This window comes from Rhizobium sp. UFLA01-1127 (assembly GCF_059803845.1).
This window is the reverse complement of record NZ_JAUQTZ010000101.1, coordinates 1-22,965: the sequence shown is the minus strand read 5'-3', so window position 1 is coordinate 22,965 and position 22,965 is coordinate 1. Positions and strand designations below refer to the sequence as shown.

Sequence of the window (22,965 nt, the reverse complement as noted above, 5' to 3'; positions counted from 1 at the left end):
TTCTTGTGGGGGCGACGACGGAAAATCCGTCTTTCGAACTCAACGCCGCTCTTCTTTCCCGCGCTCGTGTCCTGACGTTCCGCTCGCATGACGAGGAAAGCCTGGAGGAGTTGCTGCGCCGCGCCGAGGCGGTGGAAGGCAAGCCGCTGCCGCTGACGGAGGATGCTCGCGCCAGCCTGATCCGCATGGCCGATGGCGATGGCCGTTCGGTGCTGACGCTGGCGGAGGAGGTCTGGCGCGCCGCGCGCAAGGACGAGCTTTTCGATCCCGATATGCTGGTCAAGATCGTGCAGCGCCGCGCTCCGGTCTACGACAAGGCGCAGGACGGGCACTACAATCTGATATCGGCGCTGCATAAGTCGGTTCGCGGCTCCGATCCGGACGCGGCGCTTTACTATCTCGCCCGCATGTTCGATGCCGGCGAAGACCCGCTCTATCTCGGCCGCCGGCTGGTGCGGATGGCGGTCGAGGATATCGGGCTTGCCGATCCGCAGGCGCTTGTCATCTGCAACGCCGCCAAGGATGCTTATGATTATCTGGGCTCGCCGGAGGGTGAGCTGGCGCTGGCGCAGGCCTGCGTCTATCTCGCGACCGCGCCGAAATCCAATGCAGTCTACACGGCCTTCAAGGCGGCGACTCAGGCTGCCAAGCAGAACGGCTCGCTATTGCCGCCCAAGCATATCCTCAATGCGCCGACTAAGCTGATGCGCGCCGAGGGCTATGGCGACGGCTATCGCTACGATCATGACGAGCCGGACGCCTTTTCGGGCCAGGATTATTTTCCGGAGAAGATGGGCCGCCAGACCTTTTACGATCCTCCGGAGCGCGGCTTCGAGCGGGAAATCCGCAAGCGTCTGGACTGGTGGTCGAAGCTGCGCAAGGAACGCGGCGAGCGCTAAGATCCAATATCACCGCCCGGGGGTGGTTTCCTGCGGAGCCTTCTGCATCCGGGGAGCTGGCGCCGCATCCACGACTTTCACGCTCGACTCGGCCTGTCCATTGTGGCCTTCCATATCGACGACGAGATGCCAGTGGCCGGATTCGGGAATAGTAAGCCGGATCGGCGATTTCTTGGCGACACCGCCAAGAAATTGATGCTTGAGGGTTTCCGTGAAGCGCTGGAAATTCGAGCTATTCATCAGCCTGACATTGGCGATCGCCGAGAGCGTGATTTCGATCACCGTTCCGGCGCGCTGTTCTTTGAGGTCGTAGTGGCTGTAGCGGAAGGCGGGCTTGGACATTGTCTTCTGTTCTGTGGTATCTGACCACAAGCTTACCTAGTGGCGGTTAAGGAAGCGTTGGGCGGGATACTGTCGAGCCTCGCTTAGTGTTGTAGATTTGATTGGGAGGCGAAGCTGTCCAACTCAAGGATGACGCCTTCCGACGCTGGGCAGGTGTCAGCCGGATTGTACGGAAAATCCGCTTGAGATCGATGTCGTAGCCTGGTCGGCCGCCTGCCGGTTCTTGCGGTCAAGCTGGGTAATCAGCGCCAGGATCGTCGCCGAGATCGGCGTCGGCACATTCGCGAGTTTTCCGAGCGAAACGATGACACCGACCAGAGGCGTGATTTCCAGCGGTTTGCCGGCAAGCAGATCCTGCAGCATCGAGGTGCGTACGGGGCCGATCTGCCGGGAACGCTCAAGACGTTCCTCGATGGACATGGTGATTTGCGATCCCAATGCTTCGGCGACGGCCTTCACCTCGCTCATCACTTGGCCGACCATGGCGGCCAGTGCCGGATCCTCCATGATATCGGTCATCAATCCTCGGGTCAGCGCACTGACCGGATTGAAAGCGGCGTTGCCCATCAGCTTGTTCCAGATATCGTCGCGAATCCGCGCGGAAATGGAGATCTTTACGCCGGCTTGCCGCAGCAGCGCCGCAACCGCTTCGATATCGGCCGTCGTCTCGCCGGAAGGTTCGCCAAGGATGAAGTGGCCGCTGTTGCTCAGTCTGATCTCGCCAGGTGCGACGACTTCCGCGCTCTGATAGGCAACGCAGCCGATGACGCGCTCCGGCCCGATCAGGCGCCAAAGATCGCCATTCGGATCGAGTTCTTCCATCCGGTGCTCGGCATGGCCGCTCCGCCTGTCCCGGTGGAAATACCACCATGGAACGCCGTTGAGGATCATGACGACGCGGGTGCCGGAATGCAGCAGCTTCGCAACGCCCGGAACGGCCGCGGCAAGCTGATGACCTTTGAGGCCGGTGATGACGAGATCCTGCGGCGGCAATTCGTCCGCATCGGCCGTTGCCGTCATCTGCGCAACGAGAGGACTGTCCGCACCTGCTTCCCACAGGCTTATGCCGCCGGTGCGAATGGCTTCCAGATGGGCTCCGCGCGCCACGACCGAAATCTTCGTCTGCGCTTCTTTGGAGGAGGCCAGCTTTGCGGCGATCGTGCCGCCCAGGGCGCCGGCGCCATAGATACAGATGTTCCTGAAAGGGGAAGACGTCATGGCTTGATGCTCCAAAATGAAATCGCTTGCTCTGAAAACATATGTCGCGCTTGTGTTTTAGCGAACAGTTTGTCAGGCCGGCCGTAATTGGAATTGAAAATCGCACGCCGACGGCCGCCCGAATTCAGTCGAGGGATGCGCACTGGTCGGTCTCATTCGATCCAGTGTTTTTCGATTGCCCATGGCGCGGGCTAGTCTTTACCACAATCGCATCCTAACCTCTGCCACATCGCTCTGGACCAAGGACAACCGGTGCGGTATCGATTTGTCAATTGTCCTTTCTAAGTTGATGAATTCGCCGGGGAAGATCGTTGCGTTTCGAAGCCCTCAACCGTCTCTGGGACAGCGTTCGGGAGACCAGCCATGATTTCCGCGCCTCGACGGACGTGTTTCCCGTCGTCGATATCGAAAAACTCGGCGCGACGCTCGACCTGAAGGAAAAGGGAGCCGCTGCCGGCCGGCAGAACCGGCCGCCGCCGGATGCGCAGTCTCATGACGAGACGGAGCAGCGCGTCATCGCCTGGGTCGAGGCGGAAAAGAAGAGTTCCTACCAGATTCTCGAAGACCAGTTTCAGACCTTCGACAGCCGATTGCGCAATCTCGATTTCGAAGGCCAATTCGGGCTGATCCGTCAGGCGAACGCGTCGAGCATCTCCGATTTCAAGGCCGAAGTGGCAAGCGGCGTCGACGAGCTTCATGGCCTGCGCCGCAAGCTGAAAGCCGCCGAGGACGAGATGGTGGGGTTCAAAGCCAAGCACAGGCTGCAGCGCGCGGCAAAGGTTTCCAGCAGAGCGGCATGGGGCTTCAAGGTCTCGCTGATCGTCTTTCTCGTGCTCATCGAAATGGTGATGAACGGCAGTTTCCTCGCCAAGGGCAGCGAGCAGGGTCTGGTCGGTGGTGTCACCGAAGCGGCCGCCTTCGCCTTCTTGAACATCGGCACGGCGCTGATGTTTTCATTCTTCTGCGTGCGCTTTCTGGTGCATCGCTCCTTTGCGCTGAAGCTGCTCGGTCTGTTGGGGCTTGTCGCCTATGTGACCGTGGCGCTGGGGATCAATATCGCTCTGGCGCATTATCGCGAGGTTTCCGCAACGATCCTGAGCGGCGCCGGTGCCGAGGTGATCCAGCGCCTGAAGGCGGCACCGCTCGGGCTGCAGGAGCTGAACTCCTGGATGCTCTTTGCCATCGGCCTGATGTTCTCGCTCGTCGCCTTCATCGATGGCTGCTACCTGACAGATCCCTATCCGGGTTTTGCCGGCGTGCAGAAGCGCCTCGATGCGGCGAGAGACAATTACATCGACCGCAAGCTCGATCTGATCGAAGACCTGCGCGAGATCCGCGACGAACATAACGGCAAGATCGAGGAGATCATCCGAGACCTCTCGCTGCGCCGCCAGGAAACGGCGGCCATCATCGCCCATCGTGCGAGGACTGCGGGCCTTTTCGCCGAACACCAGAACCATCTCGAGCGCGCCGCGAATGTGCTGCTCACCTCCTACCGCGATGCCAACCGTGCCGCGCGAACCGAGCCGGAGCCCTCCTACTTCAAGACCGCTTACAGGATGGAGCGACTGACGCCTGTCATGCGGACCGAAGAGGAGTGGGATGACAAGGTGCTGGGCTCGCGTATTCAAGGCGCGCAGGCGGAATTGTCGGAGCAGATCAAGCGGATCGGCGACGAATTCGAGCGCGCCATCGAGAAATATCATCAGCTCGATAATCTTTTCCCGGAGAGCATCCTTGGCGCGACGCAAGCGGCGTAGCCGGCGCGGCGGGTCCGCCGGTCTCATCATCGCGACTATCTGCCTTGCGGTCCTATCTCTCGGGATCGTCGGCGCCTATGGCTGGCTGCGTTACAAGGCGAGCGGCAACGTCGCCGTCGATCAAGCCTCGCTCTGCCCGGTGGACGGTCCTAAGGCGGAAACGGCCATCCTCCTCGACGTCACGGATCCGATCGCCGATACGACGGCGCTCGACCTGCGCAACCAGTTTCAGAAGATCGTGGCCGAAGTGCCGATCGGCGGCGCCATCGATATCTATGCGCTGACCGAGAAGGAGGGCGAGCTGATCCAGACCTTCCATGGCTGCAATCCCGGCAGCGGTGCGAATGTCGACGAGTGGACCAGCAATCCGCGCCTGGCGCAGGCGCGATGGGAGCAAGGCTTCCAGAAGCCGCTCACAGAGATTGCGGGCAAGCTGACCGAAGGCGAGTCCGGCCAGCTGTCGCCGATCATGGCGGCCATCCAGAAGATCAATCTGGAAGTCTTTGCCAATGCGCGGGCCGGCATGCCGAAGCGCCTTTATATAGCCTCCGACATGCTTGAGCATACGGCAGCCTTTTCGAATTATCGCGACGGCGCCTCCTATCAGAAATACCAGCACAGTCCGGCAAACGACCGCTTTCGCACGTCGCTGGATGGTGTCATCGTCAAGATCCTTGCCTTTCAACGGCCGAACATGAAGTTCAGCATGGAGGAGCTGGCGAACTTCTGGGCACAATGGATCAAGAACAATAAGGGCGATTTTGACGGCTTCGTGCGGTTGGAAGGGATACGCTGATGGCTGACACCGACACCAGATATCTCATCCGGGATTATGGACCGATGGTGCTCTTCGCGTCCATCACCATCGGCGGCATGATCTTCATCTGGACGTCGAAGCTCATGGGCTGGTCGCTGCCCATCGTGACGGGCATACCGCTCTTGCTGATGGGAATCTACTTCATCGTGTCGCTGGCCGTTGCCGGGTTCCGGCTGCACAACGAGCAGGCGGGCGACAATCTCTACTACATGGGCTTTCTCTTCACCCTGTCGAGCCTCGGCGTGTCGCTCTATCTCTTTGCCGGCGAAACATCGATCGAGACTATCGTCCGCAATTTCGGCATCGCCGTCACCTCGACCATTGCCGGCGTGACGCTGCGCATTCTCTTCAACCAGATGCGGCGGGACCCGATCGACATCGAGCGCAGCGTGCGCCATGAGCTTGCCGAGATGACGCGGCGCGTGCGCACGGAGCTCGACTCCTCGTCACGCGAATTTTCGCATTACCGGCGCGTCAGCAACCAGATGCTGTCGGAAGGATTCGAGGAGATCGCGCGCCAGGCGGAGCGCAACGGCCAGGAAATCAACAAGATTCTCGAAATGCTGGCGAAGCAGGCCGTGACGCCGATCAACGACGCGGCCGCCAAGCTGACGACGACGACATCGCAGCTTTCGGAGATCATCGGCACCTTCGGCGCCGCCGTCGAGAATGTCGGCAGGAAACTGGAAGAGATACGCTCGCCGGAGGATGTGGTGCGGGCAGAGCTGGCGCCGGCGATCGCGGCCATAAAGGAGATGTCGGAGGCACAATTGCAGCCGCTTCGCAACATAGAAGTGGCGCTCGGCCGCATGGCGGAGGCGATGGGGCAGGCGCCGCTGCCGAAACCGCAGGTCGATGGCGGCGTCGCTGCCGCGCCCGGTAATCGGCCGCAAAAACGCTGGTGGCATCTATGGTAGCAGAAGGCTCGGACAGCACGCCCAAACTGGAGCACAAGGGCTACAACCGCGGCCTGATCCTTGGCCTGACGATGGCCGAATCCATGCTGCTTCTGGTCTTCTGCCTGCTGCTCGTAGCCGCCGCCTTGATTTCGGCGGAGAGAAACAAGCGCTACGAAGTCGAGCGAAAGCTTGAGAAGGCGGAGCAGCAGGTCGCGGTGCTTGAGAAGAAAAGAGCCGAGCAGGCAGCCGAAATCGTGCTTATGCAGTCCAAGGTCGTCTCCGGCGATCTCTCTGCTGCCGACAAGGCGGTCGTAGACAAGCAGTGGCGGGAGTTGGTGCTGGCGAAAGAAGCGCTCGACAGCGTAACGGATCAGGGTGCGACACCGGCCGATCTGCAATCGCTGTCCAAGGTTGCTGCCGTTCTGAAGGAACATGGCGTGTCGCTCGCGGCAGCACCCGATGCGGTCAACAAGCTTCTGGCCAGTAATGGCGGCGGCAACGGCATGCACGACTGGCCGCCCATCATCAATCTCGACGATGCCAAGAAGAATTATTTCCAATCGGGAAGTGCCGAGCTCACGGGCACGTTCGCCCAGCTTCTCGGCACGACGATCACGGATGAAATCGCCAGCAATCTGAGCCTTTATGGCGCCAATATCGTCGAGGTGATCGGCCACACGGACGAGCAGCCGGTAGCGCGTGAAAAATCCAATCTCGACGATACGATCATCAGCGCGATGGACGGCAAGCTGCCGATATCGGCGTTGCTGCCCGCCGACAATGCCGGGCTCGGCCTTGCCCGCGCCATTGCCGTTGCCAATGTGCTCAAGGCCAATCCGAAGCTGAAGGATGCCACCATCCTGCCGATGTCCGCCGCCCAGCTGATCCTGCCCGGCGATACCATCACATCGGGCCAGCGCGGCGCTGTCGAAGCGCGCCGCCGCATCGAAATCCGCGTGCGGGGCAGGGCGGCGCCGGTTGCCGTCATCAATGCCGGTGCCGCGCCATCGACAAACACGCAGTAGTGCTCGTTCCGCCTGTTATCAGCTTCTGAGGCCGGGTGCTTCGTAGCCGGTGCGCTCCACATATTCGGTGTAGCCGCCGGTATATTGGTGGATGCCTTCCGGCGTCAGCTCCAGAACGCGATTGGAGAGCGCCGCCAGGAAATGCCGGTCGTGCGAGACGAACAGCATCGTACCTTCATACTGCGACAGCGCCTGAATGAGCATTTCCTTAGTGTCGAGATCGAGATGGTTCGTCGGCTCGTCCAGCACCAGCAGGTTCGGCGGGTCGAAAAGCATGATCGCCATGACGAGCCGCGCCTTCTCGCCGCCCGACAGCACGCGGCATTTCTTCTCCACATCGTCACCGGAAAAGCCGAAGCAGCCGGCGAGTGCGCGCAGAGAGCCTTGGCCGGCCTGCGGAAAATCGTGCTCGAGCTGTTGAAACACGGTGCGCTCTCCATCCAGCAGATCCATGGCGTGCTGGGCGAAATATCCGAGCTTCACGCTGGCGCCGAGGTTGACGCTGCCTTCATCCGGTTCTGCCGCGCCTGCCACCAGCTTGAGCAGGGTGGATTTGCCGGCGCCGTTGATGCCCATGATGCACCAGCGCTCGCGGCGGCGTACCATGAAATCCAGCCCTTCATAGATGCTGCGGCTGCCGTACTTCTTGTGGACGTTCTTCAGGACGGCCACGTCTTCGCCCGAGCGAGGCGCTGGCTGGAATTCGAAGGCAACCGTCTGGCGGCGCTTCGGCGGCTCGACACGATCGATCTTTTCCAGCTTCTTCACGCGGCTCTGCACCTGCGAAGCATGCGAGGCACGCGCCTTGAAGCGTTCGATGAACTTGATTTCCTTGGCAAGCATTGCCTGCTGACGCTCGAATTGCGCCTGCTGCTGCTTTTCGTTCTGCGCGCGCTGCTGCTCGTAGAACTCATAGTCGCCCGAATAGCTTGTGAGATTGCCGGCATCGATTTCGATGATCTTGGTGACGATGCGGTTCATGAACTCGCGGTCGTGCGAGGTCATCAACAGCGCACCTTCATAGCCCTTCAGGAAGGCTTCCAGCCAGATCAGGCTTTCGAGATCCAGATGGTTGCTCGGCTCGTCGAGCAGCATGACGTCGGGACGCATGAGCAGGATGCGGGCGAGCGCCACGCGCATCTTCCAGCCGCCCGAAAGCGCACCGACATCTCCGTCCATCATCTCCTGGCTGAAGCTCAGGCCCGCCAGCACTTCACGGGCGCGGCCCTCGAGTGCATAGCCATCAAGCTCTTCATAGCGCGCCTGCACCTCGCCATAACGCTCGATGATCTCGTCCATCCTGTCGGCCTGGTCCGGATCGCTCATGGCAGCTTCCAGCTCCCGCAGCTCGGCAGCGACTGCGCTGACAGGGCCGGCACCCTCCATCACTTCCGCGACGGCACTGCGGCCTTCCATCTCGCCGACATCCTGATTGAAGTAGCCGATGGTGACGCCCTTATCGACGGAGACCTGGCCCTCGTCGGGCAGTTCCCGGCCGGTGATCATGCGGAAAAGCGTCGTCTTGCCGGCGCCGTTCGGCCCGACAAGCCCGACGCTCTCGCCTCTGTTGAGTGCTGCGGACGCCTCGATGAAGAGGATACGATGGCTGTTCTGCTTGCTGATATTCTCGATACGAATCATGGTTACGCGCGGTCCGAAGAAAGTTTTTCGGGGGCCTTATGCCACGGGTCGCGCGCTCTGTCGCAGGTTTTCGAGCAGAGAGCTGCGATCGATAGCGACCTGACGCTCAGGAGCGACAGCTTCTGGAGGGTCCCATTTGGCCCGAGGAAGGGAAACTTTCGTCGGAACGGCGGATTTCCGCTCCATTCACCCCTTCAGCAACGCGACATCCGGCTACAGCGCCATCGTCCATCCACTCTCACCCGTCAGCCGCGATATGCCGGGCGCGGTCGTGAGGATCGCATTTTTCGGAGGATGGGGCGCTCTATGAACAGATAGCAGACGATCGCAAACGCCAGCGACCCCAATGCGATCAATGCAGGCTGTGCGGCATGCGGTATCCCTAAGCGCAGAAGCAGCGCCATTACCATGATGCCGGTCAGCACATGCCAAACGTAAATGGAATAGGAGGCATCTCCCAGAAAATGCAGGAATGCCAGCCTGGGAACGCCGCGCTCTCGCTCCGCAAAAACAGCGCCCGTCAACAGCAGCCCCGCCGGCACGCCCCAGCGAACAGCCCGCTCCAAATGGGTGAACGGTTCACTCGCCAGCAGCAGCACGAATCCGGCGACCATTAGGCCGATGGCGGCGTGAAAAGGCAACCGGAAGCCGCGCTTCCACAGGTGCCCGATGACGATTCCGGCGGCGAATTCCAGAATGATCGGCTGGGTGAAAACACTGACATAGCCGAGGGGCAGCAAATAATCCGCAATGACGACGGCCGTCAGGCTCGCCATCAGGAACCATAGCCGCCTGAACTCCGGCAGAAGCAACGAAATGGAAAAGATGAGATAGAAGAACATCTCATAGGACAAGGTCCATCCCTGCTCGACGACCGGATGCAGTGCTTCGTCCTTCATAGCGGGCAGGAAAAACAGCGAGCCGATCAGATTGTCGACGCTCGAATCCGTGTTGAAGAAGAATTGCGGTTTCACCACCGCCACGGTGAATGTTGCCACCGTCGCAATCCAGTAAAGCGGTACTATTCTGACCAGTCGTCGCAACATGAATTCCTGCGGGCCGATCGGTTTTCCAACGGTCGTGACCCACATGATGAAGCCGCTGATGACGAAGAATATATCGACACCGGCGGCTCCGATCTTGAAGTCCAGGCCGTATGCCTCGCTGACATGGAAGCAAAGAACCGAGATCGCGGCGATGGCGCGCAGATACTGGATGCTCTTGATATCGCTGCCGGTTTTCAGGATGATGCCTCGCAGGATTGGACTGCTATCGCCGACGCCTCGAAGGTCGAAATCAAGCGATAAAGCGCTTTGAAAGGCCGAGCACCCATGCAGAACAGCTTTGAGGCACGACTGACGGAATATTGCTACATATTGCTGCAGCAACAGTTTTCAATGAAAACGGATGATTTCCCATCTGTTTTCGTCGCTGAGATCGGGCAATTCCGATGTGGGGCGCGTACCGGTAAGGCGGAGGGCTTCGGCAATCCGCCGAAACTGCTCAGACCGTTCGAACTTCGGCAAGCCGTTTGACCGCGTATTCGTCCCGCCAGCAGACAGCAGCCTCCCATGCGGCTGACGCCTGTGCGGCGATATCATACGCGCCATCGTCAAGGTCGGCAGCGTTCTCGGGCAATACGAGATCAAGATCGGGAACATCGACATGGGACTCATCCCAGTCGATCAACGCGACGCGGTCTGCCGTCATACGGACGTTGCCGGGGTTGTTGGGATTGCCATGGACAACGCATGTCTGGTGCCCAGCGAGCCGCGCCCACGCCGCTCGACATCGGATAACGCCCTCGTATGGCATCGCGGCAAGGTTGATCCTTGTTCCTGTCTCGACATGCAGCAGGTCGGCCGACGATCGCCAGCCTGGCCGCTGCGGCCAGGCCTGTGTCAACCGGTGCAGCTCGCGGAGCGTGTCGGCAACGCGACGCCAATCGCCCCTGGTCTTGGGTGGTTCACCCTCGATATATTTCATCACCACCAGACCATCCACGAAGAACCGGCCATCCGTCGTCGGGATCGGCACCGGAACCGTCATGCCTTCACGGGCGAGATGTAGGAGTAGTTCGGTTTCCCAGGCAAGATCAGCGTCGGTTCTGGAGCCGAGACGACCGACCGCAATCTGGCCATCGACGCGAACGCTCCACACATCGTTGGCAACTCCACCGGTAAGTGAGGCTATGCGAGCCGCACTTTTACCCCATTGTCCGAGTGCTTCCCATCCCATTGGTGATACCTCTGGCGCATCATTGATGCTGAACTTGCTTGGCCGCAGGCGCGTACAGAGCCAATTAACTCGAGTTCAACAAACTCGGCAAGTTGGCCTTGCAGCCTCTGCTCCAGGGATATCCAGGAGCTTGCAGTGCGCTTGAGGGCCGGCATTCCTGAGATAATCAGCCACGATTACAGTCCAGAAACGAATTCACCGGGCCATTGCAGACCCGGTGAACGTTTAGATTGAGACACGGACTTTGCGACAAACGCAATGTTGATGTCACCCTAGGCGATCAGTTGAACACTCAGCTGCAGCCGCTCGTCGCGCCGCAAGTGTCGCACTTCTCGCAAGTCCCGTTGCGGACCATCGTGAAGTTCTGGCACTCGGTGCACATGTTGCCGGTGTAGCCCTGCATGATGGAGCGGGCGCGGCGTTCGGATTCCAGCTTCTTGGCTTCCGTCTTGGCATTGGCGGCTTCGCTTGCCGCATTGTCGCTGAAGAGGCCGGTCGCGGATTCGGAGATGACTTCCTCCGCGATCTCTTCGGCCAATTCCTTCGCACGCTCCTCATAATCGCGCTTGAAGGCGACGACTTCGGAGGTTGAAACCGCGCTTGCCGGCTCCAGCTTGCGGACCGTGTTGCCGGCAAAGGCGGTTACGGTCGAGAGCGAGGCGGCGCGGGCAGGGGCAGCCGTTGCCGACCCCTTGGCGTCTGCCGAACGATCACCCGATGTCTGAACCAGCGTCGGCTTGTAGCCGCGGGTCAGGCCCTTGGAGACGACATCGGCCTTGCCTTCGGAAACGCCGCGTCCGAGCGCCGTGTTGTTGAAGTCGGAGGTGTCGACATGAGCGAGATCGTGGCGGCCGAGATAGGAGATCGCCAGTTCGCGGAACACGTAGTCGAGGATCGACGTGGCGTTCTTGATGGCGTCGTTGCCAGTCACGATGCCGGCCGGCTCGAATTTGGTGAAGGTGAAGGCGTCGACATATTCTTCGAGCGGCACGCCATACTGTAGGCCGAGCGAAACGGAGATGGCGAAGTTGTTGATGAAGGCGCGGAGCGCCGAGCCTTCCTTGTTCATATCAAGGAAGATTTCGCCGAGGCGGCCGTCGTCATATTCGCCGGTGCGCAGGAAGATCGTGTGACCGCCGATCTTGGCCTTCTGGGTATAACCCTTGCGGCGGCTCGGCAGCTTTTCCTGCGTGCGGACGACCTTTTCGATCACGCGCTCGACGATCTTTTCCGTGATGGTGACGGCCTGTGCGGCTGCCGGAGCCTGCAGGAATTCCTCCAGCGCATCCTCGTCGCTGTCATCTTCGATCAGCGAGGCGTTCAGCGGCTGGCTGAGCTTGGAGCCGTCGCGGTAGAGAGCGTTCGCCTTCAGGCCGAGCTTCCAGGACAGCATATAGGCGTTCTTGCAATCCTCGACGGTTGCCTCGTTCGGCATGTTGATCGTCTTGGAGATGGCGCCCGAGATGAACGGCTGCGCTGCCGCCATCATGCGGATATGGCTTTCGACCGAGAGGTAACGCTTGCCGATCTTGCCGCAAGGATTGGCGCAATCGAAGACGGCGAGATGTTCGTTCTTGAGGAACGGGGCGCCTTCCAGCGTCATCGCACCGCAGACATGGATGTTCGCGGCCTCGATGTCCTTCTTGGAGAAGCCGAGATGGTCGAGCAGGTTGAAGCTCATATCGGCCATCTGCTCGTCGGACACCTTCAGCGTGGCCTTCAGGAAGTCGGCGCCGAGGGTCCATTGGTTGAAGACGAACTTGATGTCGAAGGCGCTCTTGAGAGCGGCATTGACGGCATCGACCTTCTCGGCCGTAAAGCCCTTGGCCTTCAGCGTCGACGGGTTGATGGCCGGAGCCTGGTTCAGGTTGCCGTGGCCGACGGCGTAAGCCTCGATTTCCGCAATCTGGCTTTCGGAGTAGCCCAGCGTGCGCAGCGCTTCCGGAACGGCGCGATTGATGATCTTGAAGTAGCCGCCACCGGCGAGCTTCTTGAACTTCACCAGGGCGAAGTCCGGCTCGATGCCGGTCGTGTCGCAATCCATGACGAGGCCGATCGTGCCGGTCGGCGCAATCACGGTTGCCTGGGCGTTGCGGTAGCCATGCTTTTCGCCGAGTTCCAGCGCCTTGTCCCAGGCGGCCTTGGCATGGACGACGAGATCCTGATCCGGATTGTCGGCATGGATCAGCGCCACCGGATTGACCGACAGGCTCTCATAGCCCGAGGTCTCGCCGTAGGCGGCGCGGCGATGGTTGCGGATGACGCGCAGCATGTTCTCGCGGTTCGGCTTGAACATCGGGAAGGTCCCGAGTTCTGACGCCATTTCGGCCGAGGTGGCATAGGCGACACCGGTCATGATCGCGGTCAGCGAACCGGCGATGGCGCGGGCTTCGTCCGAGTCATAGGGAATGCCCGACGACATCAGCAGGCCGCCGATATTGGCGTAGCCGAGGCCGAGCGTGCGGTATTCGTAGGAAAGTTCGGCAATGCGGCGCGACGGGAACTGCGCCATCATCACGGAGATTTCGAGAACGACGGTCCACAGGCGCACTGCGTGCTCGTAATCGGCAATGTTGATGCGCTTCGTCGCTGCGTCCTTGAAGGTCATCAGGTTCAGCGAGGCGAGGTTGCAGGCCGTGTCGTCGAGGAACATGTATTCCGAGCATGGGTTGGATGCGCGGATCGGGCCGGCAGCCGGGCTGGTGTGCCAGTCGTTCATCGTCGTGTTGAAGTGCAGGCCCGGATCGGCCGATGCCCAGGCGGCGTAGGAGATGGACTCCCAGAGATCGCGGGCCTTCAGCGTCTTGACGACCTTGCCGTCCTTGCGGGCGGTCAGGTTCCAGTCGCCATCATTCTCGACGGCGCGCAGGAAGTCGTCCTTGATGGAGACGGAATTGTTGGAATTCTGGCCCGATACGGTGAGATAGGCTTCCGAATCCCAGTCCGTGTCGTAGGTCTTGAATTCCAGATCCTTGTAGCCCTGGCGAGCGAACTGGATGACGCGCTGGACGTAGTTTTCCGGAACCTGATCCTTCTTGGCCGCGCGGATCTCGCGCTTCAGGGCGGGGTTCTTGGCCGGGTCGAAGCAATCGTCATTGTCGCCTTCGCAATTGACCGTCGCCTTCATGATCGCCTTCAGGTGCTTGGCGACGATCTTCGAGCCGGTGACGAGGGCGGCAACCTTCTGCTCTTCCTTGACTTTCCAGTTGATGTAGTCCTCGATATCCGGATGGTCGATGTCGACGACGACCATCTTGGCGGCGCGGCGCGTGGTGCCGCCCGACTTGATGGCGCCAGCGGCGCGGTCGCCGATCTTCAGGAAGCTCATCAGGCCCGAGGATCGGCCGCCGCCGGAAAGCTTTTCACCCTCGGCGCGCAGCATCGAGAAGTTGGAGCCGGTGCCGGAGCCGTATTTGAAGAGACGTGCCTCGCGAACCCAGAGGTCCATGATGCCGCCTTCGTTGACGAGGTCGTCCTCGACCGACTGGATGAAGCAGGCATGCGGCTGCGGGTGCTCATAGGCCGACTTGGACTTGGTGAGCTTGCCGGTGAAGGGATCTACATAATAGTGGCCCTGGCCTGGGCCGTCGATGCCATAAGCCCAGTGCATGCCGGTGTTGAACCACTGCGGCGAATTCGGAGCGACGCGCTGAGTGGCGAGCATATAGGCAAGCTCGTCGCGGAAAGCGGATGCATCTTCCTCGGAGGAGAAGTAGCCGCCCTTCCAGCCCCAATAGGTCCAGGTGCCGGCGAGGCGATCGAAGACCTGGCGCGCATCGGTTTCGGAGCCGCTCTGCTGCTCCTTCGGCAGGTCCTTCATGGCGGCATCGTCAGGCACGGAGCGCCACAGGAAGGAAGGAACGTCGTTCTCCTCGACCTTCTTCAATTTGGCGGGCACGCCGGCCTTGCGGAAATACTTCTGCGCGAGAATGTCGGCGGCAACCTGCGAGAACTGCGCGGGCACGTCGATGTTTTCGAGGCGGAAGACGATCGACCCGTCGGGATTCTTGATCTCGCTCGTCGCCTTGCGGAATTCGATGTCCGCATAGGGTGACTGGCCGGCCTTCGTAAAACGACGTTCGATGCGCATGGTCCCAATCCTTCATTCGTTGGTGCGCGCCTACATGAAAGCAGGGCGCAAAAATTCTCATTCCGGCATCGCGAATTCAACGCGCAGCCAGTCTCTGATCCGCTTTCCGACAGGAGTGTCATCCGGAGATGTCTTTCCTGTATCTTGTGGTGATGGTGGCTGCAAACACTAAATATAGTATTAACAGCTTATTGCCGCCAGTCCCCGCATCGATTTTTTGGCAGCATCGATATCGGCACAAAAACCCTCTCGGCGGTCACCGGCTAGGGTGAAACGCCTTGAATCCAAATCCGATTTCGAAATGAGAACCAGCCCTCGTAACCCCGCCTGGTCCAGTCGCCGCCGCAACGTCATCCATTAACTTTGAAAGACCCGATTCCGTCAAGGGGTGGTTTGTAACGGATTGCTAACCACAATATCTTGTGGGCTTGCCTGTGGAAACTGGGGAAACGCCAGTAGGGTAGAAGAATCAAGAGCTTGGGGAGCGATGCTCGCCCTTCGTGCCACCATTGACGAGGCAAATGTCATCAACGCAGAAATCAAAAGCGACAAAATTGTGACCGTGGCCGCAGCACCATTGGCAGGGCGGCTAAATCATGCCGTAGCGCATCATGATTCGCGTGGAAACCCTTGAATCCCGCGTATTCTCGCCAACGCATGCCCACTAAATCTAGTGGGCGCCGCAGCGCCCACCTCTATTACCGTTATCCGAATCAGATTTCGCCACCGCGCTCGGATCGTGACTGATTCGCGCTGCCGGCAGATGCAGATCAGCCGCGATGACCCTTGGCGATCGGTTCCTGATAGGTGAAACCCATGTCCCAGGGGAAGTAGATCCAGGTATCCTGGCTGACCTCGGTGATGAAGGTGTCGATTGTGGGAACGCCCGTCGGCTTGGCGTAGACGCAGGCGAAATGCGCCTTCGGCAGCATGGCGCGGACTTCGAGGGCCGTCTTGCCGGTATCGGTGAGATCGTCGATGACGAGCACGCCTTCGCCGCCGTTGACCGACAGTTCCGGTGCAATGCCCTTGAGCAGGTTCATTTCGCCCTGGCTGGAATAGTCGTGATAGGAAGCGACGCAGACCGTTTCGATCAGGCGGATATTGAGCTCGCGCGAGATGATGGCGGCCGGCACGAGGCCGCCGCGGGTGATGCAGACGATCGCCTTGAAATCGCGGTTGAGGCCGGCAAGCCGCCAGGCAAGCGCGCGGGCATCGCGATGGAACTGATCCCAGGATACGGGAAAGGCTTTATCGGGCAGGGACATGGCGGAAGCTCCGGGGCATGGAATAATGACACACCGGCAGCGCCGGCGACCCTGAGCAGACCCCGCAACGGACGCGGACCATGATCCAGATCCGGAACGCAATTCGCTTGATATCCGCGTGAACATGATCTCATCCGGGGAAAAGCGATATGCCTTTCGGGATCATGCTCCTTCGACCGCGCGAATGGTTCCCTGGCGGGAATTCTGTCATCGGTCGCTGCTTTCTGCTGGATTTGCGGGCAAAAGGCAATAGCTGCGAGGAGCGCAACCGATGCACATTTGCACCGGTCGACATAGGATTTGAACTTTCAGCCGCTCAGCGTGCCAGAAGCGTCATCGCGGTCATCGATTGCAGCAGGGTGCGCGTCGTGCCACCGAAGATCATCTGCCATAACCAGGAATGCGTATATGCGCCCATGACCAAGAGATCGATGCTGTCGTCCGCAAGCCGGTTTTCGATGACCTGCGACGGCGTCGACTTGTTGGCGCAGGCGGCCGTCTCGAACCTGGCATGAACGCCGTGGCGCGTCAGCGCGGCTGCGATCTGGACACCGGTTTCCTTGGAGGGATGCGGATCCTTCTCCGACGTGCTGACCGAGAGGATCTCGACGGAATCGGCAGCCTTGAGGAAGGGCAGGGCGTCGAAGGTGGCACGCGCCACTTCCTTGGAACCGTTCCAGGCGATCAGCACGCGGCGAATGGGCTTGGGTTCCTTCAGAATGTAGGGGATCAGCAGAACCGGCCGGCCGCTGTCGAACAGGAAGGTTTCGACATCGACCTGCGTATCGGCATATTTGGACAGGTCCGGCTGCACGGCGACGAGCAGATCGGCGCTGCGCGCGCTCTCGATCAGCGGTTCGGTGCCGTAGCCTACAGTGCTGGCGAAGCTGTGCCATTCATAGGCGAGGCCGGCGCGCTCCATCTTGGAGCGGAACACCCGCTCGATCTCGACCGCCTGATTATGGGCCACATCCTGAAGCGCCTGGACGGCGACGGGATCCGGAATTTCCATCGGCGCCACGAGCGGCACAGTCGAGACGATTTCCGCATGGAGACCGACGACATAGGCGCCATGCTCCTTGGCGAGCGCCGCCGAAAACTCGGCGGCGATGCGCGTATTGTCGGGGTTATCAAGTACGGTCACTATCGTTTTGTAGGCCATGAAGAGATCTCCCATGCGGAAGGGTTTGGATCAGATCATGATATCAGCATTCCGCAATAAAATAATGTGCGGAATGGCCTCAGGGTTCCCTCGAAAGTGCACGCCTTCGTTGAATATCAGGCTCCAGCCGACTGATTTTCCTTGGCTTTCGACTGCCGGATGGTTTCGATCATGGCGCGCACTTCCGCTGCTGCATTTTCAACCATTTCGGCAGAGCGGCCCCTGACGACGATTTCGGTCGAGAAGAATTGGCCGACATAACGGGGGTAGGAGCCGATGCTGGTCTCTGGATGCGCCTTCTGGATGAGGCCGAGCGGCGTGCCGATCTCGCCTTCGCCGTAGGGGCAGGAAATCGCCGTCGAAAGCATGCGCACGCCGGTTTTGAGCGTCGGGATGACATTGTCGAGCATCGCCTGGAAAACCTGCGGTACGCCGGCCATGACATAGACGTTGCCGATGTTGAAGCCCGGTGCCGTCGAGACCGGATTGGCGATATGCTTCGACCCGACGGGCATGCGCGCCATCCGCTGGCGTGCCTCGGTGAACTCCATCTCGCGCCGGGCATACATCTCGCCCATGATGCGCATCGCTTCGGCATCGTGCTCGCAGGGCACGCCGAAAGCCTTGGCGATAGCATCGGCGGTGATGTCGTCATGGGTCGGGCCGATGCCGCCTGACGTGAAGACATAATCATATTGGCTGCGCAGGGCGTTCAGCGCGGATACGATGGCGTCCTCGTCGTCGGCCACGATGCGGACTTCCTTCAGGTCGATGCCGGCAAGCAGCAGCACATCCGCGAGATGGCCGATATTCTTGTCCTTGGTCCGGCCGGAGAGCAATTCGTCGCCGATGGCGAGCATGGCGGCAGTGACAATGGTTTCGTTCGACATGAAGACATCCAGGAAAATGCGCATCGGCGCGTTCGCAAAGGTCCGAAATAGGTAACGCTGTTTGCGGCGAATGCAAACGTTCGTTTTCGCGTCGTCAAGGTCATTGCGCACGTTGCAAATGAAGTTCCGTCTATGCAGGATGAACAGTGCGTTCTGAGCGCGGGGGCTGCGTTCCCGTCGCATCGCTGATACAACATTGCCCGACACTTAACGCGTCCAGCAAACAGGAGACGGTCATGGCGAAGGTTCTGGTTCTCTATTATTCCGCTTACGGTCACATCGAGCAGATGGCCTATGCCGTTGCGGAAGGCGCAAAATCCGCAGGTGCTGACGTCACCGTCAAGCGCGTGCCGGAACTCGTTCCGGAAGACGTCGCCAAGGCTTCCCACTTCAAGCTCGATCAGGCAGCCCCGATCGCGACGCCGGACGAACTGGCCGAATATGACGCCATCATCGTCGGCGCCGGCACCCGCTTCGGCACGGTCGCCTCGCAGATGCGCAATTTCTGGGATCAGACCGGCGGCCTCTGGTTCAGCGGCAAGCTCGTCGGCAAGGTCGGCTCGGTCTTCACCTCGTCCGCAACCCAGCACGGCGGCCAGGAATCGACCATCCTCGGCTTCATCCCGACCTTCCTGCACCAGGGCATGGCCGTCGTCGGCCTTCCCTATGCATTCCAGGGTCAGATGGGCACGGAAGAAGTCAAGGGCGGCTCGCCCTACGGCGCATCGACCATCACCAACGGCGACGGCTCCCGCCAGCCGTCGGAAATCGAACTGGAAGCCGCAAAGTATCAGGGCGCCCACGTCGCCAAGATCGCGGCCAAGCTTACCGCTTAATTCAATTTTTGCCCGTTAGTGGAGAGAGGCGTGGCGAAAGCTGCGCCTTTTTCGTTGAGCACTAAGGATTTTGTCTTTGGTGCGGACGACGGGGGTCGAACCCGTACAGCCAAAGGCCGAGGGATTTTAAGTCCCTTGCGTCTACCAGTTTCGCCACGTCCGCGTGCCTTTCCCCATCAAGCACTTGAGCGATTCAGTCAAGGAAATGTTTTGCGGGTAGGGTTTGATCTCTGTGGTGCAGCCTGACTGACCCAGGCGAAGCCCGCCGGAGCCGACGGATCGGTGTCAGGGCGGGCCTCTAACCATCATCATGATGGCTGTGTCATATTGGACGCAGGGGAAGCTTGGCTGTCAACTCGCAGATTTAGGGGTTTCAACGGTCAGGGGCATAAATGGTTAATGACCCGTTCGGCGAGGCGAATATCGCTATCGCAGGTCCGAAAGCGCGCCAAAGAGGCTTTCTTTGCTCATGTTTCCTGTGTCATAGCGGAAACTGATTGAAGAAGGACGGACAAGCCGTGGACAAACAGACTGTTCTCGAAGCCACCGAGGCCATGCGTGGTCTCTTTCCCGCAACGCCGCTGCAGCTGAACGAGCATCTTTCCGCCCGCTATGGCGCCGATATCTGGCTGAAGCGTGAGGATCTGACGCCGGTCCGTTCCTACAAGATCCGCGGTGCCTTCAATTTCTTCCGCAAGGTGATTGCCGAGGGCGGCACGGGAAAGACCTTCGTCTGCGCCTCCGCCGGCAATCATGCCCAGGGTTTTGCCTTCGTCTGCCGGCATTTCGGCGTGCCGGGCGTGGTTTATATGCCCGTGACGACGCCGCAGCAGAAGATCGACAAGACCCGCATCTTCGGCGGCGAGTTCATCACCATCAAGCTTTTCGGTGATTTCTTCGACCAGTGCTATCAGGCCGCGCGCGAGTATGTCGAGACGACCGATGGCGTCATGGTGCCGCCTTTCGATCATGCCGATATCATCGAGGGGCAGGCGACGGTCGCCGCCGAAATCGCCGAGCAGCTTCCTGAGGGCGTCATCCCCGACCATGTTCTTCTTCCCGTCGGCGGCGGCGGCCTTGCAGCCGGCATCACCGGCTATTTTGCCGACACGCTTTCCCGCGACGCTTTCATCTTTGCCGAGCCTGCCGGAGCGCCGAGCCTGCGTCGCAGTATCGAGGCGGGGAAGGTTATCACGCTCGCCAAGGTCGATAATTTCGTCGATGGCGCTGCCGTCGGCCGCGTCGGCGAGCTGAACTTCGCCGCCTTGAAGAACTTTGCGGCCGATCAGGTCAAGCTCATCGAGGAAAACGCCATCTGCGTCACCATCACCGATATGCTGAATGTCGAGGGTGTCGTGCTGGAGCCGGCCGGGGCTCTGGCGATCACGGCGCTGGAAAAGCTCGATCGCGACAGCATCCGCGGCAAGACCATCGTCGCCGTCGTCTCCGGCGGCAATTTCGACTTCGAGCGCCTGCCCGACGTCAAGGAGCGCGCCATGCGCTATGCGGGCTTGAAGAAATACTTCATCCTGCGTCTGGCGCAGCGCCCCGGCGCGCTTCGCGATTTCCTCAACATGCTCGGACCGGAGGACGATATCGCCCGCTTCGAATATCTGAAGAAGAGCGCCCGCAATTTCGGCTCCATCCTCATCGGCATCGAGACGAAGAATCCCGATAATTTCAAGCAGCTTATCGCCAATTTTGAAAGTTCCGGCATGGGCTATGAGGACATCACCGAAAACGAGATCCTGGCAAACCTGATCATTTGACTTTGCGACCTTGCAACCTTCATGCTAAAGGCGATCCATGGCTTCGTTCTTTTCAAATATCCTTTCGATTTTCACCGGCGGCGCATCGCAGGCGGGCACTGAAAAGTCTGGCAGCTCGACGGTCAGCGTCGAACCCCAGGTGCATGCCGGCTGCACGATCTATGCGACGCCGCAGCGCGAGGGCAATCAGTTCCGCCTCATGGGCCGGATCGAGAAGGATGTGAACGGCGAGATCCTGGTGCGCAATTTCATCCGCGCCGATGTCTTCACCTCGTCGGACGATGCGGTGGAATCGGCCTTCCGCAAGGGCCAGCAGATCATCGACCAGAACGGCGCAGGGCTATTTGGTGACGGCGAAAAGGTCCGCCAGGTCTGAAAAGCCAAATTCCTTTGACATGCATCAAATGCAAGGGCCGCCTCCTGCATCTGCTTTGGCGGCCCATAACACTCACTGATAATTGATGGCTGATAGTTCGCAGGGCTCAAGCCGTGCGGAACAGCTTCGCACCTGATGGAGCATTGATGGCGCCGCCGTCGACGGTGATTTCGATGGCGGTGACGTTGGCGGAATCGTCGGAGGCGAAATAGAGCGCGGCCTTGGCGATTTCGTCTGCTTCGCTCATGCGGCCGAGTGGGCTAAGGCTGCCGAAACGGGCTTGCAGCGCGTCCAAAGCTTCCGGCGTAGCAGCGCGCGGTTCCCAGATCGGCGTCTTGGTGGCGCCCGGTGTGACCTGGTTGACGCGGATGCCGCGGGGCGCGAGCTCTGACGCGAGATTGCGGGTCATGGCGCGAACCGCGCCCTTCGTGCCGGCATAGGCCGAAGCGCCGGGAATGCCGAGAACGGCATGTACTGAGCCGTTCAGGATGACGGAGCCGCCATCATTCAGATATGGCAGGGCGGCCTGCACGGTGAAGAAGACGCCGGTGAAATTGATGCGAACGATGGTTTCAAACTGCTCAAGCGTAGTCTCGCCCAGCGGAGTGTCCCCGGCAATGCCGGCATTGGCAAAGACCACATCGAATTTCCCAAGCTTCTCCGCAGCCTCGGCAAAGGCCCTCTCCATCGCCGGAATATCGGTGGCGTCAGCCTGCAATGCCAGCACGTCTCCGCCGAGTTGCTCGGCTGCCGCGGCCAGTGTCTTGGCGTTGCGGCCGGTTATGGCCACCTTGGCGCCTTCGGCGAGGAAGAGTCGGGCGGTGGCAAGGCCGATACCGCTGTTTCCGCCGGTGATGACGGCAACCTTGTTCTTGAGACGCATATTCGTAGCTCCTGTTGGCTTTTGTTACGATCTGGATTATGATCGCTATCTATAAGGATTATGATCATAATCCATTTTGTCAAGCCGGGCACGAAAGGATTTTCGATGGGCCGCTCACAATTGGAAAAGCAGAAGACGCATGAGCGTATCGTGACGCTCGCTGCCAAGCGTCTGCGTGAGGAAGGATTGGAAGGGATCGGCGTGGCCGATCTGATGAAAGAGGCGGGGCTGACTGTCGGTGGCTTCTACAAGCACTTTGCCTCTCGTGACGAACTCGTGGCCGAAGCCGTTGCGACGGCTATCGGATCATGGCGACGGCAGCAGGAGGAACAGGGGGTCGATCCGACGAGCATCTCGCTCGACGAGTATGTCGATACTTATCTCAGCGAGCGACATCGGGATCATTGCGGCGAGGGCTGTGCCTATGCGGCGCTGACGGCGGACATGGCGCGCAGCAGCGATGCGGTCCGTGCCGTCGCGACGGAGGGCCTGCAAAGAAACTTTGACTCGATGAGAGCGCGCATGCCGGAACCGGAAACTGCTGACGCCAGAGGCAAGGCGATCATCGCCTCGTGCCTCATGACCGGGGCGCTGGGTCTTGCGCGCCTGGCGAATGACGAGGCGCTTTCAAGCGAAATTCTGGAGACAGTGAAGCAGTTCGTGAAAGAATTGCCGCAGGTGAAATAGCAAAGCGGCCGGTTGGAGCCGGCCGCTTGCCATCTTCGGAAGAATACAGTCGATTAAGCGGCCAGAGCCAGCTCGGAGGCGCGAGCCTGAGCGGCGCCGATAGCCTTTTCAGCAGCTTCCGGACCGAAGGCCACGCCTTCGATGTAAACGGTCTCGACATCGGTG

19 protein-coding genes, 1 tRNA gene and 1 pseudogene are annotated in these 22,965 nt (G+C 60.1%); 9 read left to right on the top strand and 12 right to left on the bottom strand.

Going from position 1 to position 22,965, the window contains the following annotated elements; all coding sequences use genetic code 11:
- A partial coding sequence (locus Q4Q11_RS22460; protein ID WP_498570866.1) for a replication-associated recombination protein A occupies nucleotides 1-899 on the top strand: 899 nt, incomplete at its 5' end.
- 9 nt (nucleotides 900-908) lie between these two features.
- Here Q4Q11_RS22460 and Q4Q11_RS22455 read toward each other — a convergent pair.
- Together Q4Q11_RS22455 and Q4Q11_RS22450 are read right to left on the bottom strand one after the other, a co-directional pair.
- Complete coding sequence (locus Q4Q11_RS22455) at nucleotides 909-1,241, bottom strand: DUF1883 domain-containing protein (RefSeq protein ID WP_112507471.1); 333 nt, start codon at nucleotides 1,239-1,241, stop codon at nucleotides 909-911.
- A 156-nt stretch (nucleotides 1,242-1,397) separates the two neighbouring features.
- Nucleotides 1,398-2,459 (bottom strand): ketopantoate reductase family protein, encoded by a 1,062-nt coding sequence (locus Q4Q11_RS22450; RefSeq protein WP_498570865.1) that lies wholly within the window; start codon nucleotides 2,457-2,459, stop codon nucleotides 1,398-1,400.
- A gap of 311 nt (nucleotides 2,460-2,770) precedes the next feature.
- Between Q4Q11_RS22450 and Q4Q11_RS22445 the strand changes: the two genes are divergently transcribed.
- The 4 genes from Q4Q11_RS22445 to Q4Q11_RS22430 are packed head-to-tail and all read left to right on the top strand — an operon-like array spanning nucleotide 2,771 to nucleotide 6,960.
- A complete protein-coding gene (locus tag Q4Q11_RS22445) occupies nucleotides 2,771-4,219 on the top strand; it encodes a hypothetical protein (RefSeq protein WP_498570864.1) in 1,449 nt (482 codons plus the stop codon).
- Nucleotides 4,197-5,015, top strand: coding sequence for a hypothetical protein (locus Q4Q11_RS22440; protein WP_498570863.1), 819 nt, complete (start codon nucleotides 4,197-4,199; stop codon nucleotides 5,013-5,015). The genes Q4Q11_RS22445 and Q4Q11_RS22440 overlap by 23 nt, the downstream gene beginning before the upstream one ends.
- Nucleotides 5,015-5,953 carry a hypothetical protein gene (locus Q4Q11_RS22435; RefSeq protein WP_498570862.1) on the top strand — a complete coding sequence of 313 codons (939 nt, stop codon included), beginning with the start codon at nucleotides 5,015-5,017 and terminating at the stop codon, nucleotides 5,951-5,953. The genes Q4Q11_RS22440 and Q4Q11_RS22435 overlap by 1 nt, the downstream gene beginning before the upstream one ends.
- Complete coding sequence (locus tag Q4Q11_RS22430) at nucleotides 5,947-6,960, top strand: OmpA family protein (protein WP_498570861.1); 1,014 nt, start codon at nucleotides 5,947-5,949, stop codon at nucleotides 6,958-6,960. The genes Q4Q11_RS22435 and Q4Q11_RS22430 overlap by 7 nt, the downstream gene beginning before the upstream one ends.
- A gap of 18 nt (nucleotides 6,961-6,978) precedes the next feature.
- Here the strand turns inward: Q4Q11_RS22430 and Q4Q11_RS22425 are convergent, their stop codons facing one another.
- The 7 genes from Q4Q11_RS22425 to Q4Q11_RS22395 all read right to left on the bottom strand — a co-directional run bounded on the left by Q4Q11_RS22425 (nucleotide 6,979) and on the right by Q4Q11_RS22395 (nucleotide 18,249).
- The gene (locus Q4Q11_RS22425) at nucleotides 6,979-8,601 is read right to left on the bottom strand and encodes an ABC-F family ATP-binding cassette domain-containing protein (protein WP_498570860.1); all 1,623 of its coding nucleotides are present in this window, start codon (nucleotides 8,599-8,601) and stop codon (nucleotides 6,979-6,981) included.
- Between the two features lie 245 nt (nucleotides 8,602-8,846).
- Nucleotides 8,847-9,989 carry an acyltransferase family protein gene (locus Q4Q11_RS22420; RefSeq protein WP_498570859.1) on the bottom strand — a complete coding sequence of 381 codons (1,143 nt, stop codon included), beginning with the start codon at nucleotides 9,987-9,989 and terminating at the stop codon, nucleotides 8,847-8,849.
- Between the two features lie 115 nt (nucleotides 9,990-10,104).
- Nucleotides 10,105-10,839, bottom strand: a complete 735-nt coding sequence (locus tag Q4Q11_RS22415; RefSeq protein WP_498570858.1) for a phosphotransferase — start codon at nucleotides 10,837-10,839, stop codon at nucleotides 10,105-10,107.
- 292 nt (nucleotides 10,840-11,131) lie between these two features.
- Nucleotides 11,132-14,929 (bottom strand): vitamin B12-dependent ribonucleotide reductase, encoded by a 3,798-nt coding sequence (locus Q4Q11_RS22410; protein WP_498570857.1) that lies wholly within the window; start codon nucleotides 14,927-14,929, stop codon nucleotides 11,132-11,134.
- 770 nt (nucleotides 14,930-15,699) lie between these two features.
- Nucleotides 15,700-16,197, bottom strand: a complete 498-nt coding sequence (gene gpt / locus Q4Q11_RS22405) for a xanthine phosphoribosyltransferase (RefSeq protein ID WP_112507447.1) — start codon at nucleotides 16,195-16,197, stop codon at nucleotides 15,700-15,702.
- A 316-nt stretch (nucleotides 16,198-16,513) separates the two neighbouring features.
- Nucleotides 16,514-17,359 carry a universal stress protein gene (locus Q4Q11_RS22400; protein ID WP_498570856.1) on the bottom strand — a complete coding sequence of 282 codons (846 nt, stop codon included), beginning with the start codon at nucleotides 17,357-17,359 and terminating at the stop codon, nucleotides 16,514-16,516.
- 116 nt (nucleotides 17,360-17,475) lie between these two features.
- Nucleotides 17,476-18,249: a competence/damage-inducible protein A gene (locus tag Q4Q11_RS22395; protein WP_498570855.1), complete on the bottom strand. Its 774-nt coding sequence runs from the start codon at nucleotides 18,247-18,249 to the stop codon at nucleotides 17,476-17,478.
- Nucleotides 18,250-18,485: 236 nt separating this feature from the next.
- Here Q4Q11_RS22395 and wrbA point away from each other — a divergent pair, with 236 nt between their 5' ends.
- The gene (gene wrbA / locus Q4Q11_RS22390; RefSeq protein WP_498570854.1) at nucleotides 18,486-19,085 is read left to right on the top strand and encodes an NAD(P)H:quinone oxidoreductase type IV; all 600 of its coding nucleotides are present in this window, start codon (nucleotides 18,486-18,488) and stop codon (nucleotides 19,083-19,085) included.
- A gap of 77 nt (nucleotides 19,086-19,162) precedes the next feature.
- On the opposite strand, the gene Q4Q11_RS22385 is transcribed toward wrbA, so the two are convergent.
- Nucleotides 19,163-19,248, bottom strand: a tRNA-Leu gene (locus tag Q4Q11_RS22385).
- 355 nt (nucleotides 19,249-19,603) lie between these two features.
- On the opposite strand from Q4Q11_RS22385, the gene ilvA reads away from it, so the two are divergent.
- Nucleotides 19,604-20,854 carry a threonine ammonia-lyase gene (gene ilvA, locus Q4Q11_RS22380; protein ID WP_498570853.1) on the top strand — a complete coding sequence of 417 codons (1,251 nt, stop codon included), beginning with the start codon at nucleotides 19,604-19,606 and terminating at the stop codon, nucleotides 20,852-20,854.
- Between the two features lie 37 nt (nucleotides 20,855-20,891).
- Nucleotides 20,892-21,230 (top strand): HlyU family transcriptional regulator, encoded by a 339-nt coding sequence (locus tag Q4Q11_RS22375; protein WP_498570852.1) that lies wholly within the window; start codon nucleotides 20,892-20,894, stop codon nucleotides 21,228-21,230.
- A gap of 106 nt (nucleotides 21,231-21,336) precedes the next feature.
- Here Q4Q11_RS22375 and Q4Q11_RS22370 read toward each other — a convergent pair whose 3' ends face one another.
- The gene (locus Q4Q11_RS22370; RefSeq protein WP_498570851.1) at nucleotides 21,337-22,113 is read right to left on the bottom strand and encodes an SDR family oxidoreductase; all 777 of its coding nucleotides are present in this window, start codon (nucleotides 22,111-22,113) and stop codon (nucleotides 21,337-21,339) included.
- A gap of 105 nt (nucleotides 22,114-22,218) precedes the next feature.
- Between Q4Q11_RS22370 and Q4Q11_RS22365 the strand changes: the two genes are divergently transcribed.
- Nucleotides 22,219-22,800, top strand: coding sequence for a TetR/AcrR family transcriptional regulator (locus tag Q4Q11_RS22365; RefSeq protein ID WP_112507549.1), 582 nt, complete (start codon nucleotides 22,219-22,221; stop codon nucleotides 22,798-22,800).
- Between the two features lie 53 nt (nucleotides 22,801-22,853).
- On the opposite strand, the pseudogene Q4Q11_RS22360 reads toward Q4Q11_RS22365, so the two are convergent.
- Nucleotides 22,854-22,965, bottom strand: a pseudogene (locus Q4Q11_RS22360) (FMN-dependent NADH-azoreductase); the annotation flags it as partial.

Bases quoted from the DNA above. Each gene is read 5' to 3' on its own strand.
- gpt (WP_112507447.1), bottom strand. From the start codon at position 16,197: ATGTCCCTGCCCGATAAAGCCTTTCCCGTATCCTGGGATCAGTTCCAT.
- Q4Q11_RS22370 (WP_498570851.1), bottom strand. From the start codon at position 22,113: ATGCGTCTCAAGAACAAGGTTGCCGTCATCACCGGCGGAAACAGCGGT.
- Q4Q11_RS22450 (WP_498570865.1), bottom strand. From the start codon at position 2,459: ATGACGTCTTCCCCTTTCAGGAACATCTGTATCTATGGCGCCGGCGCC.
- Q4Q11_RS22455 (WP_112507471.1), bottom strand. From the start codon at position 1,241: ATGTCCAAGCCCGCCTTCCGCTACAGCCACTACGACCTCAAAGAACAG.
- Q4Q11_RS22425 (WP_498570860.1), bottom strand. From the start codon at position 8,601: ATGATTCGTATCGAGAATATCAGCAAGCAGAACAGCCATCGTATCCTC.
- Q4Q11_RS22375 (WP_498570852.1), top strand. From the start codon at position 20,892: ATGGCTTCGTTCTTTTCAAATATCCTTTCGATTTTCACCGGCGGCGCA.
- Q4Q11_RS22395 (WP_498570855.1), bottom strand. From the start codon at position 18,249: ATGTCGAACGAAACCATTGTCACTGCCGCCATGCTCGCCATCGGCGAC.
- Q4Q11_RS22365 (WP_112507549.1), top strand. From the start codon at position 22,219: ATGGGCCGCTCACAATTGGAAAAGCAGAAGACGCATGAGCGTATCGTG.
- Q4Q11_RS22400 (WP_498570856.1), bottom strand. From the start codon at position 17,359: ATGGCCTACAAAACGATAGTGACCGTACTTGATAACCCCGACAATACG.
- wrbA (WP_498570854.1), top strand. From the start codon at position 18,486: ATGGCGAAGGTTCTGGTTCTCTATTATTCCGCTTACGGTCACATCGAG.
- Q4Q11_RS22410 (WP_498570857.1), bottom strand. From the start codon at position 14,929: ATGCGCATCGAACGTCGTTTTACGAAGGCCGGCCAGTCACCCTATGCG.
- Q4Q11_RS22415 (WP_498570858.1), bottom strand. From the start codon at position 10,839: ATGGGATGGGAAGCACTCGGACAATGGGGTAAAAGTGCGGCTCGCATA.
- Q4Q11_RS22435 (WP_498570862.1), top strand. From the start codon at position 5,015: ATGGCTGACACCGACACCAGATATCTCATCCGGGATTATGGACCGATG.
- Q4Q11_RS22430 (WP_498570861.1), top strand. From the start codon at position 5,947: ATGGTAGCAGAAGGCTCGGACAGCACGCCCAAACTGGAGCACAAGGGC.